Source organism: Spiroplasma endosymbiont of Stenodema calcarata, assembly GCF_964031205.1.
In the GTDB taxonomy this organism is placed as follows: domain Bacteria; phylum Bacillota_I; class Bacilli_A; order Mycoplasmatales; family Mycoplasmataceae; genus Spiroplasma.
The window spans coordinates 1,357,364-1,374,635 of sequence record NZ_OZ035018.1; the positions used below are offsets into that span (position 1 = coordinate 1,357,364).

17 protein-coding genes and 1 riboswitch are annotated in these 17,272 nt (G+C 28.6%); of the genes, 4 read left to right on the forward strand and 13 right to left on the reverse strand.

Going from position 1 to position 17,272, the window contains the following annotated elements; all coding sequences use genetic code 4:
• Positions 1-118 precede the first annotated feature (118 nt).
• Positions 119-1,111 (forward strand): IS30 family transposase, encoded by a 993-nt coding sequence (locus ACQH24_RS07330; RefSeq protein ID WP_425379907.1) that lies wholly within the window; start codon positions 119-121, stop codon positions 1,109-1,111.
• A 201-nt stretch (positions 1,112-1,312) separates the two neighbouring features.
• On the opposite strand, the gene ACQH24_RS07335 is transcribed toward ACQH24_RS07330, so the two are convergent.
• The 10 genes from ACQH24_RS07335 to sufC form a co-directional block, all read right to left on the reverse strand.
• Positions 1,313-1,435 (reverse strand): hypothetical protein, encoded by a 123-nt coding sequence (locus ACQH24_RS07335; RefSeq protein ID WP_425379908.1) that lies wholly within the window; start codon positions 1,433-1,435, stop codon positions 1,313-1,315.
• Positions 1,436-1,715: 280 nt separating this feature from the next.
• Positions 1,716-2,066: a hypothetical protein gene (locus ACQH24_RS07340; protein ID WP_425379909.1), complete on the reverse strand. Its 351-nt coding sequence runs from the start codon at positions 2,064-2,066 to the stop codon at positions 1,716-1,718.
• 47 nt (positions 2,067-2,113) lie between these two features.
• The gene (locus tag ACQH24_RS07345) at positions 2,114-3,094 is read right to left on the reverse strand and encodes a hypothetical protein (protein ID WP_425379910.1); all 981 of its coding nucleotides are present in this window, start codon (positions 3,092-3,094) and stop codon (positions 2,114-2,116) included.
• 152 nt (positions 3,095-3,246) lie between these two features.
• A riboswitch (cobalamin riboswitch) is annotated at positions 3,247-3,432 on the reverse strand.
• 2 nt (positions 3,433-3,434) lie between these two features.
• Positions 3,435-4,229, reverse strand: a complete 795-nt coding sequence (locus ACQH24_RS07350; protein WP_425379911.1) for a hypothetical protein — start codon at positions 4,227-4,229, stop codon at positions 3,435-3,437.
• Positions 4,230-4,246: 17 nt separating this feature from the next.
• The gene (locus ACQH24_RS07355; RefSeq protein ID WP_425379912.1) at positions 4,247-4,798 is read right to left on the reverse strand and encodes a 5-formyltetrahydrofolate cyclo-ligase; all 552 of its coding nucleotides are present in this window, start codon (positions 4,796-4,798) and stop codon (positions 4,247-4,249) included.
• Positions 4,798-6,210, reverse strand: a complete 1,413-nt coding sequence (sufB, locus tag ACQH24_RS07360) for a Fe-S cluster assembly protein SufB (RefSeq protein ID WP_425379913.1) — start codon at positions 6,208-6,210, stop codon at positions 4,798-4,800. The genes ACQH24_RS07355 and sufB overlap by 1 nt, the downstream gene beginning before the upstream one ends.
• Before the next feature lie 21 nt (positions 6,211-6,231).
• Positions 6,232-6,678 (reverse strand): Fe-S cluster assembly sulfur transfer protein SufU, encoded by a 447-nt coding sequence (gene sufU, locus ACQH24_RS07365; RefSeq protein ID WP_425379914.1) that lies wholly within the window; start codon positions 6,676-6,678, stop codon positions 6,232-6,234.
• The gene (locus ACQH24_RS07370; RefSeq protein ID WP_425379915.1) at positions 6,679-7,905 is read right to left on the reverse strand and encodes an aminotransferase class V-fold PLP-dependent enzyme; all 1,227 of its coding nucleotides are present in this window, start codon (positions 7,903-7,905) and stop codon (positions 6,679-6,681) included.
• A 5-nt stretch (positions 7,906-7,910) separates the two neighbouring features.
• A complete protein-coding gene (locus ACQH24_RS07375; RefSeq protein WP_425379916.1) occupies positions 7,911-8,744 on the reverse strand; it encodes a SufB/SufD family protein in 834 nt (277 codons plus the stop codon).
• 2 nt (positions 8,745-8,746) lie between these two features.
• Positions 8,747-9,562: a Fe-S cluster assembly ATPase SufC gene (sufC, locus tag ACQH24_RS07380; RefSeq protein ID WP_425379917.1), complete on the reverse strand. Its 816-nt coding sequence runs from the start codon at positions 9,560-9,562 to the stop codon at positions 8,747-8,749.
• A gap of 188 nt (positions 9,563-9,750) precedes the next feature.
• Here sufC and ACQH24_RS07385 point away from each other — a divergent pair, with 188 nt between their 5' ends.
• The 3 genes from ACQH24_RS07385 to ACQH24_RS07395 all read left to right on the forward strand — a co-directional run bounded on the left by ACQH24_RS07385 (position 9,751) and on the right by ACQH24_RS07395 (position 14,260).
• Complete coding sequence (locus ACQH24_RS07385; protein ID WP_425379918.1) at positions 9,751-12,033, forward strand: lipoprotein; 2,283 nt, start codon at positions 9,751-9,753, stop codon at positions 12,031-12,033.
• Complete coding sequence (locus ACQH24_RS07390; RefSeq protein ID WP_425379919.1) at positions 12,033-13,733, forward strand: lipoprotein; 1,701 nt, start codon at positions 12,033-12,035, stop codon at positions 13,731-13,733. The genes ACQH24_RS07385 and ACQH24_RS07390 overlap by 1 nt, the downstream gene beginning before the upstream one ends.
• 110 nt (positions 13,734-13,843) lie before the next feature.
• Complete coding sequence (locus ACQH24_RS07395) at positions 13,844-14,260, forward strand: HIT family protein (RefSeq protein WP_425379920.1); 417 nt, start codon at positions 13,844-13,846, stop codon at positions 14,258-14,260.
• 31 nt (positions 14,261-14,291) lie between these two features.
• On the opposite strand, the gene tpx is transcribed toward ACQH24_RS07395, so the two are convergent.
• Genes tpx through ACQH24_RS07410 form a run of 3 tightly spaced genes read right to left on the reverse strand, consistent with a single transcriptional unit; the run spans position 14,292 to position 17,226 of the window.
• Positions 14,292-14,792, reverse strand: coding sequence for a thiol peroxidase (gene tpx / locus ACQH24_RS07400; protein ID WP_425379921.1), 501 nt, complete (start codon positions 14,790-14,792; stop codon positions 14,292-14,294).
• Positions 14,779-15,402 (reverse strand): 4Fe-4S single cluster domain-containing protein, encoded by a 624-nt coding sequence (locus tag ACQH24_RS07405; protein ID WP_425379922.1) that lies wholly within the window; start codon positions 15,400-15,402, stop codon positions 14,779-14,781. The genes tpx and ACQH24_RS07405 overlap by 14 nt, the downstream gene beginning before the upstream one ends.
• 3 nt (positions 15,403-15,405) lie before the next feature.
• Entirely contained in the window at positions 15,406-17,226 is a 1,821-nt protein-coding gene (locus ACQH24_RS07410) for an AAA family ATPase (protein WP_425379923.1), read from the reverse strand.
• Positions 17,227-17,272: the final 46 nt, after the last annotated feature.

The following is a 17,272-nucleotide window of genomic DNA, read 5'->3' on the forward strand; positions in this document are numbered from 1 at the left end:
TTAAGGGTTAGTAAATCCTACTTGTATTAAATTACATCACCATCCTAACATTTTTTAATAAATTGTCAACAAAATTTTATTTTTAATATATAAATATTTTTAAGAAAGGGTTAGAAAAATGAAAAAGAAAAAATTTAAACATTTTAAGTTGCCAGAAAGGTACGACTTAAAAGAATATTTAGAATGTGAAAAATTTAAAAAGAAAGATGGTACACCTAATTATTCTAAAATAGCAAAAGCCATGAGTAAAAGCCGTAATACAATAAGTTTAGAAACTAAAAGGATTAAAGGGGAATATGAACCAAAACAAGCAAATGATGATTATAAAAATAAAAGAAAAAAATCCATAAAATATACAACAATTACAAAAAAAGTTGTAAATTATGTAAGGAAAATTTTAAGTAATAAACACTATTCACCGATGTTAATTATTTATGAATATGAAAAAAAATATAATGAAAAGTTTCCATTTTCACATGTGACACTTTATAAATATATTGATCATGGGGTTTTTGATGATGAAAATATTGAAATTAAGAAACGATTACCATTTAAAGGTAGAAAATTTAAAACAAAAAAGAGAAAAGATGATCGTGGGCAATTATCTAATATTAGATTTATTGAAGAATCACAACATAAAAAAGGTACTTTTGGTTGATTTCAAATGGATTGTATAGTTGGTAAAGATCATCAATCTGCTTGTTTAACTTTTACCGAAGAAAAGAGTTTATATACTATTTGTTTTAAATTAAATCAACATAATTCAGAAGAGGTTAATAAAGCAATTAAAAGTATTTTTAAAAATAAACTTTATAAAGTAAATGTAAAAGGAATTATTACAGATCAAGGTAAAGAATTTAGTAAATGAAAAGATATTGAAAAGATTACTAATTCAAATGTTTATTTTTGTGATGCTGGAACCCCAACTCAAAAACCACACGTTGAAAGAATGAATAGAGATATTAGAGAATATTTACCTAAGGGTACTGATTTTAATAATATTACTCAAAAAGAAATTAATAAAGTTATGAAAATTATTAATGAAAAAACACGACCGAGTTTAAGTTGATTATCCTCCAAAGATGTATTTTTACAAAATATTAATATTTAATTTTTTTAAATATGAATTATATATTTGTAGCAAAGTTTCTTTTTTTTGCGTGCTGAAATATTAACTTATATTTAAAAAAATAATTTTTTCAAAAAAAGTATTGCATTTTTTAATAAAAGATATATTATCAAATCAATAAGGGTTAAATGTCCTACTTGCATCTTTACTTTACATTATTATAAAAAATTTATTGTTTTTAAACTACTTTCTGTCATGCTTATCATTTGATGTACAATTTCGACAATCTGAGCAATTAGGATGATCCCCAGCTTGTTTGCAAGTACACTCACAAGCATAACAAGACAAATCACAATTTCCAGCCATTATTAAATCTCCTTCCATATGATAAAATATTTTTAGTAAATTTAATATTAAAGCGATATAAACTAATATATCACTCCCATTATAACAATAATTAAATACTTTTAAAACATAGTTTGTTATTATCCGATTAACTTTAAAGTTCCAAACCAATTAACAATATTACATCTATAATAGGTAATAATAAAATGTTGATACATTCTTTATATTTAAATAATAAATTAGAAATAAAAAAAGACATTAACTATAATTAATGTCATTTCTTAATACATATTAAATTTTTTTATTCATGGACAAAAATTCATCCTAATGCTCCAACTCCTATAAAAAGATTAGGAATAGCCCCTAAATAAGTTCAGGGAGATTGATAATCTGCTTTAACAAAAAAACCAATTAAGAAAATAACTGCTAAACCAGTAATCGCTAAAGCTCACAACAATGATCAAAATCCAGGCTTAACTGATAATGGAATTAAGATATAAAAAATCCCTAAAAGTAATAGCACTGGTCAACTTGTATCTCATCCATAAATTGAAGTTTTTGCTGGGACACCTGCCGCAAACAAAATTCCAATTATAATAATTCAAGCTGCACCAATGAACATCAAAAGCTTTGGTCATTTTAATTGCTTCATAATTTTCACTCCTTCTAATAATTATATATAATAATTATACCGGAAAACTATAAAATTACCCTAGCATTTTTATAACCTTTAACATTAAAAGAATTTATGGTTTTTGAATTTAAATATGTCAAAACATCAGAAGAACGAAAAGTATTATTGATTGCAGGAATTAGTTGCGGTGAAATATATTGGGCATTATTTTCACCATTAATTTTAAAATAAAAACCTCAGTGGGGTAGTAGGTATTTTACTTTGTTAAAACTATTATTTATTCAATCTTCTTGATAATTTAAATCAATCCGAAATATATTTTGAGCAGTAGTTTTCGACACTTTAATTGCCCCTTGACTTACAAGACTTAATGGAATATTCATCCCAACTTGGATTTTGTTTTCAGTGCTACTTCAAACATCATAAATTTCCTTTTGAATTTTTGTTTGTAATAAGCTTTTTCAAGCATTTGAATCTCATCATACAAAATTTGTTCCATTTACTTCTTGCACTGGATGTGAATCAGCAATTGTCCCATGTTCTTGAAATTCTTTTTGAAAGCGATCATTTAATTGTTTCATGTTTTTACTATTTTTAATATCATTTCATTTATTTTGTGCCATCATGGTATAACCTCCAACAGTTGTGTTTTGTGTTAAAAAGGGATTAGAAATAAACATACCATTGTTGGCTTTTGTAAATGTTATTGGCTCATAAAGGTGCGTTACAGGTTGCAAATTAGCAGTATCACCAAATGACAACTTTTCCATTACTTCATCAATATTAGTAATATTTTTAAAATAAACATAAATATGATTCTCTTGGTTAAGATCTAACCAATTATCTTGTTGAAAAGTAGTTTTTGCTGATGGTAAATAATAATTATTATAACCAACGCTAAACTGTTGTGATTCTTCAGTTTTCATATTATAAACCCAAGCTGGATCTTGATATGAAATAGATTCACTAGGGTTCTGACAAGCAATAACTGTTGTTGGAGACAAAATAAATGTAATATTTAATAGCACTATTAGTATTTTCTTCATTGTTTTAGTATTCTTTCTAGCAAATTAAAAATTGACAATTTAATTCTAGTTATAGTAAACAAAAAAGCATTCCCAAAATGCTTTTTATATAACAATCATTAAATTATTTGTGTAAAAAATAATTACATGACTCACACCCAGGAGTATATAATAAGACTAATTAAATTTAGAAAGGTCTACTGGCTTAACTTCATTCTACTAACCGCCTTCCCAAAATATATTTTCAGTGGCTTATGGTTTTCGTCCATATCACAGTTGCTGGGACAGCTCAAGATTTGCACTTAATTCCCTAACTCTAAATAACTATATATTAAATTGTCTAAAAATATCATATCATATTTTATTTATCTTGATAATAATTAATAATAAAAATCAAACTAAAAAAAGTACAACCTCCACCAAAACTAATTAAAGTTGGTAATCAAATATTATGTAAATCCGAAAAATATATTAAATTTGGATATAAATTGGAATCTAAAATTCATTCTGGGACTAATCAAAAAAAAGCACTGCCCATAATAGATGTGACATAACTTGGAACTAATAGATAACCAATAATATTTAAAATCTTATCACTACGAATTACTCCTAACGGAAAAAACAATCCTGTTAAAAAAGCAAAAATTAAAAAAATCGAAATCGCTATTACCAAAATAACTTTTAAATCTCTTGATGAAAAGGCAATTAAAATTCCAATCAAAGATGCAATGACAGAACCTAAGATAATTGCTCAAAAAAAAGCAAATCAATTAATTCATTCAACATGAATTGCCTCACCATAACTTAAAAAAGCAATTAAAAATAGTCATAATGAGCCTACTAAAGTAGTAACTAAATTAATTAACATTAAAACAAAAATTAGTTGATAAACTGATGTTTTTAATAAATGTAATTGGCGGGCAAAACTTGTTTTTCGAAATTCGTAAAAAGCAATTGACAAATCCAAAATTCCATTCATAACACCCACTAATAAAATTGCCCCGGGTAATGCCAAATAACTAGCATTACTATTAAACATATTAGTAACACGAGTACTAATAAAATATAATAATACTGGCAAAACTAAGGTTATTAAATAAGTATGTACCGATGTAAATCAATATTTACTAACAACACGTAATAATGGCAAATTCATATTTACTCCTTGTATAATTAAGCACTAATAATTGTTTTAATCCTAATATCATGTTTTTCAATTGGTAATGGTTGTGATACTAATTGTTCTATAAATGCTAATCCAATTATTCTCTTTTGATAATCTTTTAAAAAACGATCATAATACCCTTTCCCATAACCTAACCGAAAATGGGTTTGATCAAAGGCCACAATTGGAACAACAACCACATCAAGCTTATTTTTATCAATTATGGGTAATGTTATTAATGGTTCATAAAGACCATAGCGTTGATTAAATTCTAAATCAACTGTCAAATTTGTAAATTGATAAAATTGTAAATTATCGCCTAACATACGGGGCAAAAAAACATTAATCTTTGTTGCAAATAATTTTTTAATAATTAAAATTGTATCAACTTCTCCTTTAATAGGATAATAAATAGCAATATTTTTACTGTTTTGAACAATATGATTATTAAAAAACTCTTGAAAAATTTGTTGCTCTTTTTGTTGGCGAAGCTTCGGCGCAATATTTGATCGCAGGGCTATCTTTATTTGTCGAATTTGTTGCTTATTAGCAATTGCCATTAACCAACACTACCTTCCATATCCATTTTAATTAATTGATTTAATTCAACAGCATATTCCATTGGTAACTCTCTTGTAAACGGTTCTAAAAACCCCATTACAATCATTTCTAAGGCTTCTTGTTCAGATAAGCCCCGACTTTGTAAATAAAATAATTGTTCTTCAGAAACCTTACTTACAGTTGCCTCATGCTCAATTTGTGATTCATTATTATAAACTTTATTTTGGGGAATGGTATCTGAATGTGATTTTCCATCTAAAATTAAAGTATCACATTCAACACGTGCTTTGGAATATTGTGCTTTTGGTCCAATATGGACAAGACCACGATAATTTGCTGTTCCACCATTAAAAGTCATTGATTTAGAAATAATTTTTGACGCAGTATTTTTCCCTAAATGAATCATTTTCGCCCCAGCATCTTGAATAACATTTTCTTTTGCAACAGCAATTGAAATACATTGTCCTTTACTATTATTCCCTTTTAAAATTACACTTGGGTATTTCATATTAATTTTTGAACCAATATTGCCATCAATTCATTCCATTTGACCATTTTCTTCAACAATACTTCGTTTTGTTACTAAATTTAGTACATTATCACTTCAATTTTGAACTGTTGTATAACGCATTTTCGCATTTTTCCCAACAAAAATCTCAACAATTGCGGCATGCAACGAATCACGAGCATAAATTGGAGCGGTGCACCCTTCAATGTAATGTAATTCAGCATCATCTTCAACAATAATTAGTGTTCGTTCAAACTGGCCACTGTTTTGATAGTTAATTCGAAAATAAGCTTGTAATGGTTTTTCTAATTTAACTCCCTTCGGAACATAAATAAATGAACCCCCCGACCAAACTGCACTATTCAAAGCTGCATATTTATTATCTGTATTTGAAACTAATGTCCCAAAATATTTTTTAAATAATGCTGGATGTTCCCGCAAAGCGGTATCACAATCTAAAAAGATAATTCCTTTTTCTTCAACTTCTTTTAGCATACTACCATAAACTGGTTCACTATCATATTGTGCTTTTATTCCTGCTAAATAATCGCGCTCCGCTGCTGGTAATCCTAATCGATCAAAAGTATTTTTAATTTTTTCTGGTACTTCTTCTCATGTTGTTGCAATGTGATCAGTTGGCTTAATATAATAAACATAATCATCAAAATCCATAAATTCTAAATTTGGTCCTCAACTTGGATTTTTAATTTTTAAAAAATTCCGATATGATTGTAGGCGATATTCACGCATTCAGTCGGATTCATTTTTATGATTTGAAATTTCATTAATAATATTTTCATTAAGACCTTTCCCCGTATTATAGTAAGAAATATCTCCATCGTTAAAACCATACTTATAACTAGAAATTTCTTTAATTTCTTTTTCTTGTTTTAATTTTGGCATTAATAACATCTCCTTTATTTATTATTTAATCGTTAATAAATCTAATAGCAAAGTTTGGAACCCGTTAACACCAATTGTAGCACATTTAATGCGGTTTGGCTGCTTGGCAGTATTTATAAAAGCAATTAATTCATTTAACTTTGTCTCATCATACGGTTTATCAAAAATCATTGCAAGATAATTATCAATAATTTTTAAACCCTCATCAATAGTTTTCCCTTCTAATTCCTGGGCCATGATATCTGTTGATGCTGTTGAAATGGCACACGCGACGCCATCAAAACATGCCGTCATAATTTTTTGATCAGTAACTATTAATTCCAAATGAAGATCATCAATACACGACTCTGAATTTTGATGAATTGAAAGCGCGGTTGGTTTTTTTGTTAAATGCTTATGTTGTGGTTCTGAATAATGTTGCATAATAATTTGGCGTAGAAACATTGAATCATTTTTATCAAATTTCATTTAAATCATCCTTCCTAAAAAATCTTTTTCATTAGCAATCGCTGCTACTAAATGATCAATATCCTCATAACTATTATAGATTGAAAAACTAACCCTGATTGTATTTTTATCTGGAATAATTTCCCCAATTAAACGAGCACAATGATCACCACTGCGAACAATAATTTTATTACAACTGCCTAAATGTGTTGCCACATCTTGACAAAAAACATCTTTGACATTAAAAATTAATGTTCCTACTTTAGCATCAGCATTATAAATAATAACCATATCTTTTAATTTTTGGTTAAATTGCTCAACAGCATATTGTTTTAACTGGTGCATATAACTAATGATTTCCTCTAATGTCAGCATATTAATAAAATCAATTGCTGCACCAAATCCAAAAATATCAGCAATATTAGATGTACCCCCTTCCAATCGATCGGGTAATCCTTTTAAGATATAGTCTGCGCCATTGCTTTGAATCCGCGTATTCATCCCGCCCCCAACAATTAATGGTTTTAATTTCAGCAACAGTTCTTCTTTTCCTCATAAGATTCCAATTCCAGTTGGCCCAAAAATCTTATGGGCAGAAAAAGCAATAAAATCGGCATCTCATTTTTGAACATCAGTTGGCATATGAATAATTCCTTGGGCACAATCGACAACAACAATTACGTGTGGATTAATTTTTTTAATCACAGCAATAATTTTTCTTGGATCATTTTCATAGCCTAAGATATTTGGCACATTAGAAAAAGAAACAATTTTTGTTTTAGCAGTAATTACTTTTGTTAATTGTTCTAAATCAATTTTAAAATTTGTTTCTGGTAAAAATTTAACCTGGGCTTTTGTTTCCGCCGCTAACCGATACCACGGTAATATATTGGCCCCATGTTCTTGTCTGGTAATTAAAATTTCATCGCCTGCCTTAATTAAATCTCCTAAACCATAAGCTATTTGATTTAAACTATATGTTGCTCCGGATGTAAAAATAATTTCCGTATCCTTTTTAGCATTAATAAAATGTTTAATTTTACTACGAATCATTTTATACTGGGTATTTGTGGCATAACCTAAATCACTATCAATATTATGCGGATTAGTGCCATAATGACTATAATAATTATTAATTGCATCAATCACAATTTGCGGTTTTAAACTAGTAGCTGAACTATCAAAATAAATTTGGTCCGGGTTATTTTTAAAAAAAGGGAATTGTGCTCTAATTTTTTTATAATCCATCCTATTTATTCTCCAATTTCTTTATCAATTTCATCAATAATATTCTTTTGTAATGTTTCATCTTCAATTGCATCAATCACATTTTTAAAATATCCCATACAAATTAATTTCCGGGCTTGCTTAACTGTCAGTCCCCTTGTTTGCAAATAAAAAATCTGATCAGGGTCTAACATTCCAACAGCATTAGCATGACTTGCCTTAATATCATTTTCATCTATTAATAAAATTGGATCAGAAATCGCCTTTGAAGTCTTATCAAAAACTAATAATCTTAACTCCTGATGAGCTTCTGATTTACTCATTGTTTTTTCAATGTGACTAGTACATTTAACTGTTTGCATTGAATTGTCCTTTGCAATTGAATATGTTTTAATTTCACTTTCTGTCGCTGGTGCTAAATGGTGAACATAAATAATTGCATTTTTATGATAATCCCGTGTTGATAAACTGGCTAAATAATATTTAATTATGCTCCGTTTACCTTGCAAATTAAAAGTAACATTTTCCGTAATATTACTATTAACAATATTTAAATGATAAGCATTAACTTGCGTTTTCTCTAAGATATTATAAAAAATATTAGCAACTTGCTCACATTCACGATTTTTATAAATATTAATAATATTAACTTGTGTCTGAGCAGCAATATTGTAATTAATAGTTGCTGCTGCTGTTAAATTTAAAAAAATTAAAAAGGTCTTATTAATAACATTAGTTGTAAAATTAAGATTAATAACTTCTCCAGGATTAGTGTTTTCAATTATTAAGTTTTTTATTGTGTCATCAATTAAAAGATTATCATTAATAACTTCTTGGTGTTGATTTATTAAAACACGCATTGTTATTTTCCTTTTTGCGCCGCACAACCAATTCCTGTCAATGGTTTTGCCGCTGTTTTTTTAGCATCAAGGGTCAAATCTAATTCCTGTAATAATCATTCATAACCCTCTTCATTAATTTTTTTAACTAAATTATAATCCCCACTTTTAACAATTTTCCCTTTTACAATGACATGCGCGTGAGTTGGCTGAACTAAATTGAAAAAACGATCATAATGTGAAACAATAATTGCCGCAAAATTTTCCTGGCGCATTTTGTTTAATTCAGCACTAACAACATTTAAAGCATCAACATCTAAACCTGAATCAATTTCATCAATTAAAGCTAACCTTGGTTTTAATAAATTCAATTGTAAAATTTCATTTTTTTTCTTTTCTCCGCCAGAGAAACCAGTATTTAAATAACGTCGAATCATACTATCATCAATTTTTAAGTTCTTAATATTATGATTAATGTCATTATATAATTGTGGTAATTTAATTGGTACATCGCGAAGAGCATTAATAATTGCTTTTAAAAAATCTAAATTTAAAACTCCAGAAATTTCAACTGGTGATTGCATTGCAAAAAAAACACCCATTTTACTACGTTCATCAACTGTTTTATTTAAAATACTTTCCCCATCAATTAAGATATCGCCACTTTCGACAGTATAACTAGGATGTCCCATAATTGTTGATAATAATGTTGATTTTCCATTTCCATTTGGGCCCATTAAAGCATGAATTTCATTAATATTAACTGTTAAATTTAAACCATTTAAAATCATGTCATTATCTGCAGAAACAAATAAATCTTTAACTTCAATTTTTTGCATTTTCATTCCTCCTTTTAAGAACTTACAACGACATTTTTCAAGTAAAATATCTTTATTTTTTTAATAATAAAGTCTACTTTTATTGTACAATAAAAGTAGACTTTATTATAATTTTTTAATAGAATGTATTTAGTATTTTTTACTAAAAGTACAAAAAAATAAAAAGTCAAAAGGAAGGATGAACCAAAATGAAGAAACTTTTATCAATACTAAGTAGTATGGTAATAGTCGGAGCAACAGTTTCTGGGGTAGTATCTTGCAGTAACAATGGAAAAAATAACCAACATAAAAATGGAAATGGTGATAGTATTTGAGCCTGAATCCCAGGGATTTACGGTGGAAAAGATATTACTTCTCCTGATATTTGAAGTGTTTTAGAAAACCCATTTGTTGATGCCGGAAATGGTAAATGAACAAATGACCCATCACAATGAGATGGAGCTACAAGAATTAAAATGTCAGTACAACTAATGCAAATTCTAAGTGTGGCAATTTTAGCCAACCCTGATAAATTTTTTACAAGTAAAAAAACATCAGTTGGTGATATTGCCGATTATAAAGATCTAAAAGGCATTTTAAAAGATCAATGAAAATTATTAGTACAAAATACAAATAATACTGTTGATAAAAAGAAACAAACCTTTAAAGATAGCGATCAAAAAAATTGAGAAAAAAAATACCATGATTTTTTAGACTCAAATTATAAAGATATTACTGGGGCCAGTGGAAGCAAAAAATATGAAATTGAAGAACAAAATTATAAAGCTGCTATTATGACAACCGGTGCTGATGGAGGAATTAGTGCAACACAAATGTTAACTAACATTTTATTAAATAATAATATGCGAACATATCAAACTAATACCGTTGAAACATCAGTAACAAAATTAAGAACTTTTGCTGATTTTCTTAAAGGCGGCGGACACGCAAAAGACTGAAATCCTACTGATCAAAACTCACGAACACAAGTTGCCTTATCTTTTAGTTGAGATAATGCAAATGGTAGTTTTGGAGAAGATTTAAGTAAATTAACAATTTCAGAAATTAATAAGCGCCTTGATACAATTGCCACAAATTTAAAAACAGAAGGTTATGATATTACTAAATATATGGTTAAATATCCACCAGTATCAACACCTGTCTTTACTAGTGCAAGTCCAACATCAATTGGAACACCACTTTTAGCACAGTCATATGATGCAGGACAATATTCATTATTTCAAAAATATCTTGTTGAAAAATGATTCCAAAACGAAAAACCTTTGGCAATATCAAAAGTAACTTACGCCTTTAAATCAGGGGCAAAACCAACAGATACTGGTTTTACAAAAGATAGTTTTGACGAAAACGTTCAAAATCAAATCAATGATGATCTAGCTACTTTAAAAAATAGTTCAAGTTGAGATGACTTTATTAATAATAGTAAAGGAACAGCTACACCATCAACAGATTTATTAACTTTAAGTACCCAAGCTGATGCTGTTAAATCTAATATTTTAAAAGCAAGTGTTTATGATAGCATTGGTGCCACAGGAACAACACCAGCAACTGGTTTAGATGATGTAGTGACTGCTATTGGGAGAAAAACTGATGCTGATAAAATTAGTGCCAATTGAAAAATTGGATCATCTGATGATACAATAGTTGCTTTCTTTGATACAAACGGATTAAATTTAGTCCATCTTGATGGTCGCGAATATTTAAATGACGCTACTGCAACTTCATATGATGCTTATAATAGTGACTGACAATTTAAAAGTTTAAATTACTCAAATATTGCTTATAAAGCAATGGCTGATAAATCACAAATTATGACAACAGATAAAACAAAACAAAAAATGAATACACAATTTGCTAATGCACAATATTTATGATATTTAACAAATCGTAGTTTAGTTAACAATGATAGTAGCAGTAAACTTAAATTTAAGGTTCTAGACGAAGTTAAAAAATATGCAACATTAACTTCATCTTCTGGTTCAGCTGATGATAAAACATGATGGTTCTGAATTTATGACTTTTTCAATAATTTTAATAATAAAATTCTCCAAGATGGAGTTAGTCCTGAACAATGATTAAAAAACTTTATTACTTTTAAAGATGATCAAGGAAAAAATAATGCCGATTGATTTACATTAGTTATTAGTGCAATGACAACTAATTTATCAGGAGGAGCAGTTCAACGTTTATATAGTAGTTTTGAAACAGAAAATAAAACAATTCAAGGTTATAAAACAGGAGGACCTGCCGCTGAAATTAACACAAAAACTATTGTTGATAAAATTGCACAATCAAAATATTGAGATGAACAAATTACAGCAAATTATTCAACAACGCATACAAATCCTACAAAAACAGCCTTTTGATTACATCAATTTAAAATATTAAACACAGACAAAACAAAATATTATAATAATGGGGATCAAAATTGATACCGGGATGAGTTTAAAATGACAGGAGGAAACCAATAATGAAAAAATTACTAAGTATCTTAGGTGCAATAACAATTGTTTCCTCTGCTAGTACCACTGTTGTTGCTTGTGGTAAAAAAAGTTTTGAACGATTTACCGATCCTGCAATTGCCGATGAAGTTAAACAATGAATTATTGCTCAAATTGATTCAGAAAATCAATCAAATTATGTTAAATATTCATTTAATGACATCTTTACAAAAGCAGATTTAAAAACCATGGCTGTCAGATTATTAGACACCAATATTTCAAAATTCTTCTATGCTTCAGAAGAAGCAACAAGAGCTCGTTATACCGGAGTAACAATTGATGTTAACGCCCCGGACAATGTCCTAGCAAAACAAATTGTTAGTTTTGTAGAACAAGTTGCCCTTGATAATTTATACACAAAATATTTAACAGGAATGTCAAATTACAATCCATTAGAATTAACAATCGCTGGGCAAGGATATGCTCCAGATTATCAATCAGAAAATTGATATGTTGGTGGAGTCCAATCATACTTTTGAAAAACATCATCAACATCACCTGATTATACGAAATCACGAAAAGATCAAGGTGAAAGTAACTTTGAAATCCAATATAAAGGTGCAGGAAGTAAGTATACAGACTTCAATAAAATGACAGAAGACCAAAAGAAAATTGCTTTAAAAGTTCGCTTTAATGACTATTATAAACATGTCGAAGTTCCAGCTGTAATTGATAAAATTATTACTGCAACTTATTTACACCAAAACGAAGTTAAACGTTATGGGAGCGGTGATAATAGCCAAATTTATTTAAATCGAAATAGTGCCTTATTTAATGCAATTCAATCATGAGATACAATTAATGGTGCTTCTTGAAATTCATATGTTAAAATGGTTTGAGAATTAAAACTAGATAAAGCTAGTTTAGATAAACTATTTACTACTGGGCAACCATTAGAAAATGTTCAAACTTTAAATACTAATTTAACAAATACTGAAGATACTCTAACAACTAACCTAAAAGATATGTTTAACGCCAAAAAAGGTGATGTCTTTGCAAACATGGTTAACGAAGGAATTGACCCAGTCTTTGGTCTTAGCGGTTTTAAAGGTTTCGTGGGAATTGATAAAAATAAAAATCCAAATGATATTTTTACAACTATCAATAATGCTGACGCATATAAACAAAAAATTATTGATGCAACAACACCAGGAATTATTAAATCTGGAGAAGGAACAAATCCTTCTAGTTACCAATTCTTAGATACTAATAAAAGATACGGTTCAGTTGTTCTAGTCTTGCCAATTTATACAATTGATTTAATGAAAAATATGAACATTAATTATCAAAATAATGCGACAAATAACAAAAATTTATCATTAACTTGATATGGTTCAGGAGGTACACCTACTGATCTAGACCAAGCATGAGTAGCACAACAAGGTGGTGCTAAACGTTCATTATCATGACTATATAACCAAAAAGGATATTTAGGAACATACGATGAAACTGGAAAACCGCTTTATGATAAAAATGGAATTCGAACTGATATTTCAAATGTTAAAGGACAAATTTTAAAATGAATTGAATATACTTTTGCCCAACAATCAAGTTTACAAACAGCGGCAAAAACAAGACTATATTCATTAGCTTTCGGTTATAATCCAGAAAACGTTTACTCACAAACTTTATTTGATGCAATTGGCTCATTTATTATTAAAGAAGATTAAAATATCTTCTTTTTTATTTTAAAAATTTACTTATTAAAATGAATAATCTATTCTCACTCTAATTAATACAATAAATTTGCTATAATGACTCTATAAGGAGCTGATATAAAATGAACAAAAGCGATTGTATTTTTTGCAAAATTATTGCCCAAGAAATTCCAAGTAAGAAAATTTATGAAAACGACCTTATTTATGCTTTTTTGGACTTATTTCCAAATAGTGACGGGCATACCTTAATAATTCCAAAAAAACATTTTGACTATTATAGTGCAACAGATGACGAATCTTTAGCCGCCGTTGCCCAAGCTGGCAAAAAGATTGCCGAAAAAATATATCAAACTTTAAACCCCGCCGGAATTAATTATGTTAGTAATGAAAAAAGTGAAGCTTTTCAGCAAGTCTTTCACTATCATCTCCATGTTATTCCCAAATATAAAAAAGAAGAAGGTTATAATTTTAACCTCAACATTGAAAAAGAAAAATTACGTGATCTTGATGAAATTAAAAACCTTCTAATCTTAAAATAAAAAAAGTATTTATATTAAATAAATACTTTTTTTATTTTTTATTACTTAAAAAATCATGTACCGCTTGATAATTTGGTTCATTACCAATTGGATCAACAATTTCAAGATATTCAACGATATTATCTTCATTTAAAATAATTACGGCACGTGGCAGAATCTGTGAATCAATCAAAACTAAACCAGATTTTATTCCAAAGTCCCGATAATTATAATCTGAAACTAAGAAATGTGCTTCATCTTTAAATGATTCGCAACATCTCTCTTGCGCAAATGGTAAATCTCTTGAGATTGTAATTAACCGTGCATTACTGTAATCCTTCATACTTTCATTAAACTTAACTGTTTGTGTATAACAAACACTAGTATCAATGCTTGGAATTGACGAAATAACTTTATATTTTGCGCTAACATCATTGATATGAAAATCACTCATATCACCATTTGTTGCTTTAAATTCTAATTTCTCCCCAATTTTAATAATATCTTGTTTAATATGTGAAGATACATTCCCCTCTAATTTAAATGCTCCCATCTTTTTGGTCCTCCTCTTTTTTTAAAATTGTTTCTTCATTGTTGACGAGGTGTGCACCATCGCCATTAATAATCATACTATTATTTTTCGTAACAGTAAATTCCGCTTCAATAATATTTTCTTCAAAATAATCATTATTTTGATAAGTATCACTTAGTTTAATTACCCGCTGATTGGTTGAACCAATTAAACGTCGTTTTTTATCTAATTTTTCAATAATAAATGGCCCATCAATTAAAATATCAATTTTACTCAAAATTGCTGGATGCTTTTCTTGTAATAACTCGTATAAAAATCCAGAAAAAATAATCACTGTTAAATTGTTTGCTTGACATAATGTTACTAGTTCTAATAATGCTCGCGGTTGAATAAACGGTTCGCCTCCCAAGATTGTAATGCCTTCAATTTTAAAGCGTTCTTGGGCATCCTTAATTGCTTTAAAAAGTTCACTAACTTCCATCACATTTCGGTTAATTAAAGGAATCATTTCTTGGTTACTGCATCCTTTACAATTAATAATGCATCCTTGCATTCATAAAGCAAAACGGTTTCCCGGCCCTTCAATTGTTGTAAAAGAAGCAAAACGATTAAAATTAATTAAATTACTCATTTGTTATTTTAAATTATATTCAATTTGATGACCATTAGCTTGCGCCAAAATTGTTTGACCGGCTTTAAAACTAGTTTGATTAGCAAATATGAAGGAACTTAATCCATCAACAACATGTTTTTCAATACTATTTAATAAATCACGCCCCCCTTTTTTATCATCCGCGTCATTAATAATAATTGGTAAAATTTGGTCCAACTGCATAAATTCTAAGTTAACCTTATATTTTTCTCAGACTGCTGATTGAATGGGATATAATTTTAAAGTAATTAATTTTGCTTTAAAACTAGGGTCCTTAATAAAATTAAACGGAATAATATTATTACCAATTCGTCCTAATAATTCTGGGCGTTTTAATTCAGTACGAAAATGATCAGAAACCTTTTGAATAAATTGTTTTTCAATGTCTACAAATGGTAAATTATCATCAACTTCACTAGCTCCAATATTTGAAGTGAAAATAATAAAAGAATCAGAAAAAGTAACTGTTTGACCTTTATTATCAGTCAGACGACCATCTTCCAAGATTTGTAAAAACTTATCTAAGATTCGTGGATGAGCTTTTTCAATTTCATCAAATAACAAAACACTAAAAGGTTTTTCTTTAATAGCATTAGTTAATTGGCCACCTTCTTCATATCCGACATAACCAGGGGGGGCTCCAATTAATTTTTGATCACTAGCCTCTTGGTTATATTCCGACATATCAAACCGAATACAATTTTTTTCATCACCAAATAAAAACTTTGCCAATGCTTTTGCTAATTCCGTTTTCCCAACTCCCGTCGGTCCAACAAAAAATAATGTTCCCTTCGGTTTTGTTCGTTTCGAAGAATATTGTACCCCCGATAACCCAGTAAAAGCTTTATAAACAACATTTTTTACTTTAACAATAGCATGATCTTGACCAATAACACGTTTTTTTAACTCTGCCTCAATTGTCGCTAATTTTTCATAATTCATTTCTTCTCACGGAGAAACTTTATCCCCATATTGATAAGAGTTTAATAATTTTTCAAACGGCAATCGCTCACTAATATTGTTTGAGAATTTAATTAATTGATAAACTTCTTTCAAAGTTCATCCCTCCATAGTATCATAAATATCTTGTAATTTTAAAATATTTGTATTTAAATCTTCCATAATTTTAAAAAAGTTTTTATTAGTTAAAATAAATTTCTCACGTTCTTCTCGATTCGGTTTTGTTAGCGTAATTGTTGTTACATCTGGATTATGCAAATAAAATGATGTTGGTAATTTTCCAACACTATTAGTAATAAAAATAATTGCCGTATCAAAATCTACGATTTCTGATTGATCAAATTTTTTGTCACGAAAAGCCTTACTTAAAGAAATTAAGTTAACTCGTTGTTCTTCACTTAATGTTTGTTCATTTGAAAATAAATAATCCGAAAAATCCGCAATAAAAGCAGCTTTTTTGGAACTTGATGTTAGCATATTACGGCGAACAATAGCAAAAAACTCTGCTAAAGTTAAAAATTGCCCCGTAGCTTCGTTATTTTGATTATTAGCGTTATTAATTAATTCCTGACCAAAATCATAGGCTTCTCCTTCTTTACTTTTTTGCTGTGATTCCGCTGTCAAAGTTAAGTTTTTGATATTCCCTCCCGTTAAACCATCAATGCGGTCTCAAGTGAAAATATCATTAAATCCCTTTTCTTCTAATAAACTACGTAACTTGTCTTTTAAACCAACATAACCGTTATTTATTTGATAAATATCATTAACATTTCCTTCAAGAATAACACAACGTTTAATTCCAATCTGATTTTTTAACTTATCTAAATTACTTTTTACACTCATTAATATTCTCCCTCTAAGCATTACTTTGATTCTATTTTTTTAAAAT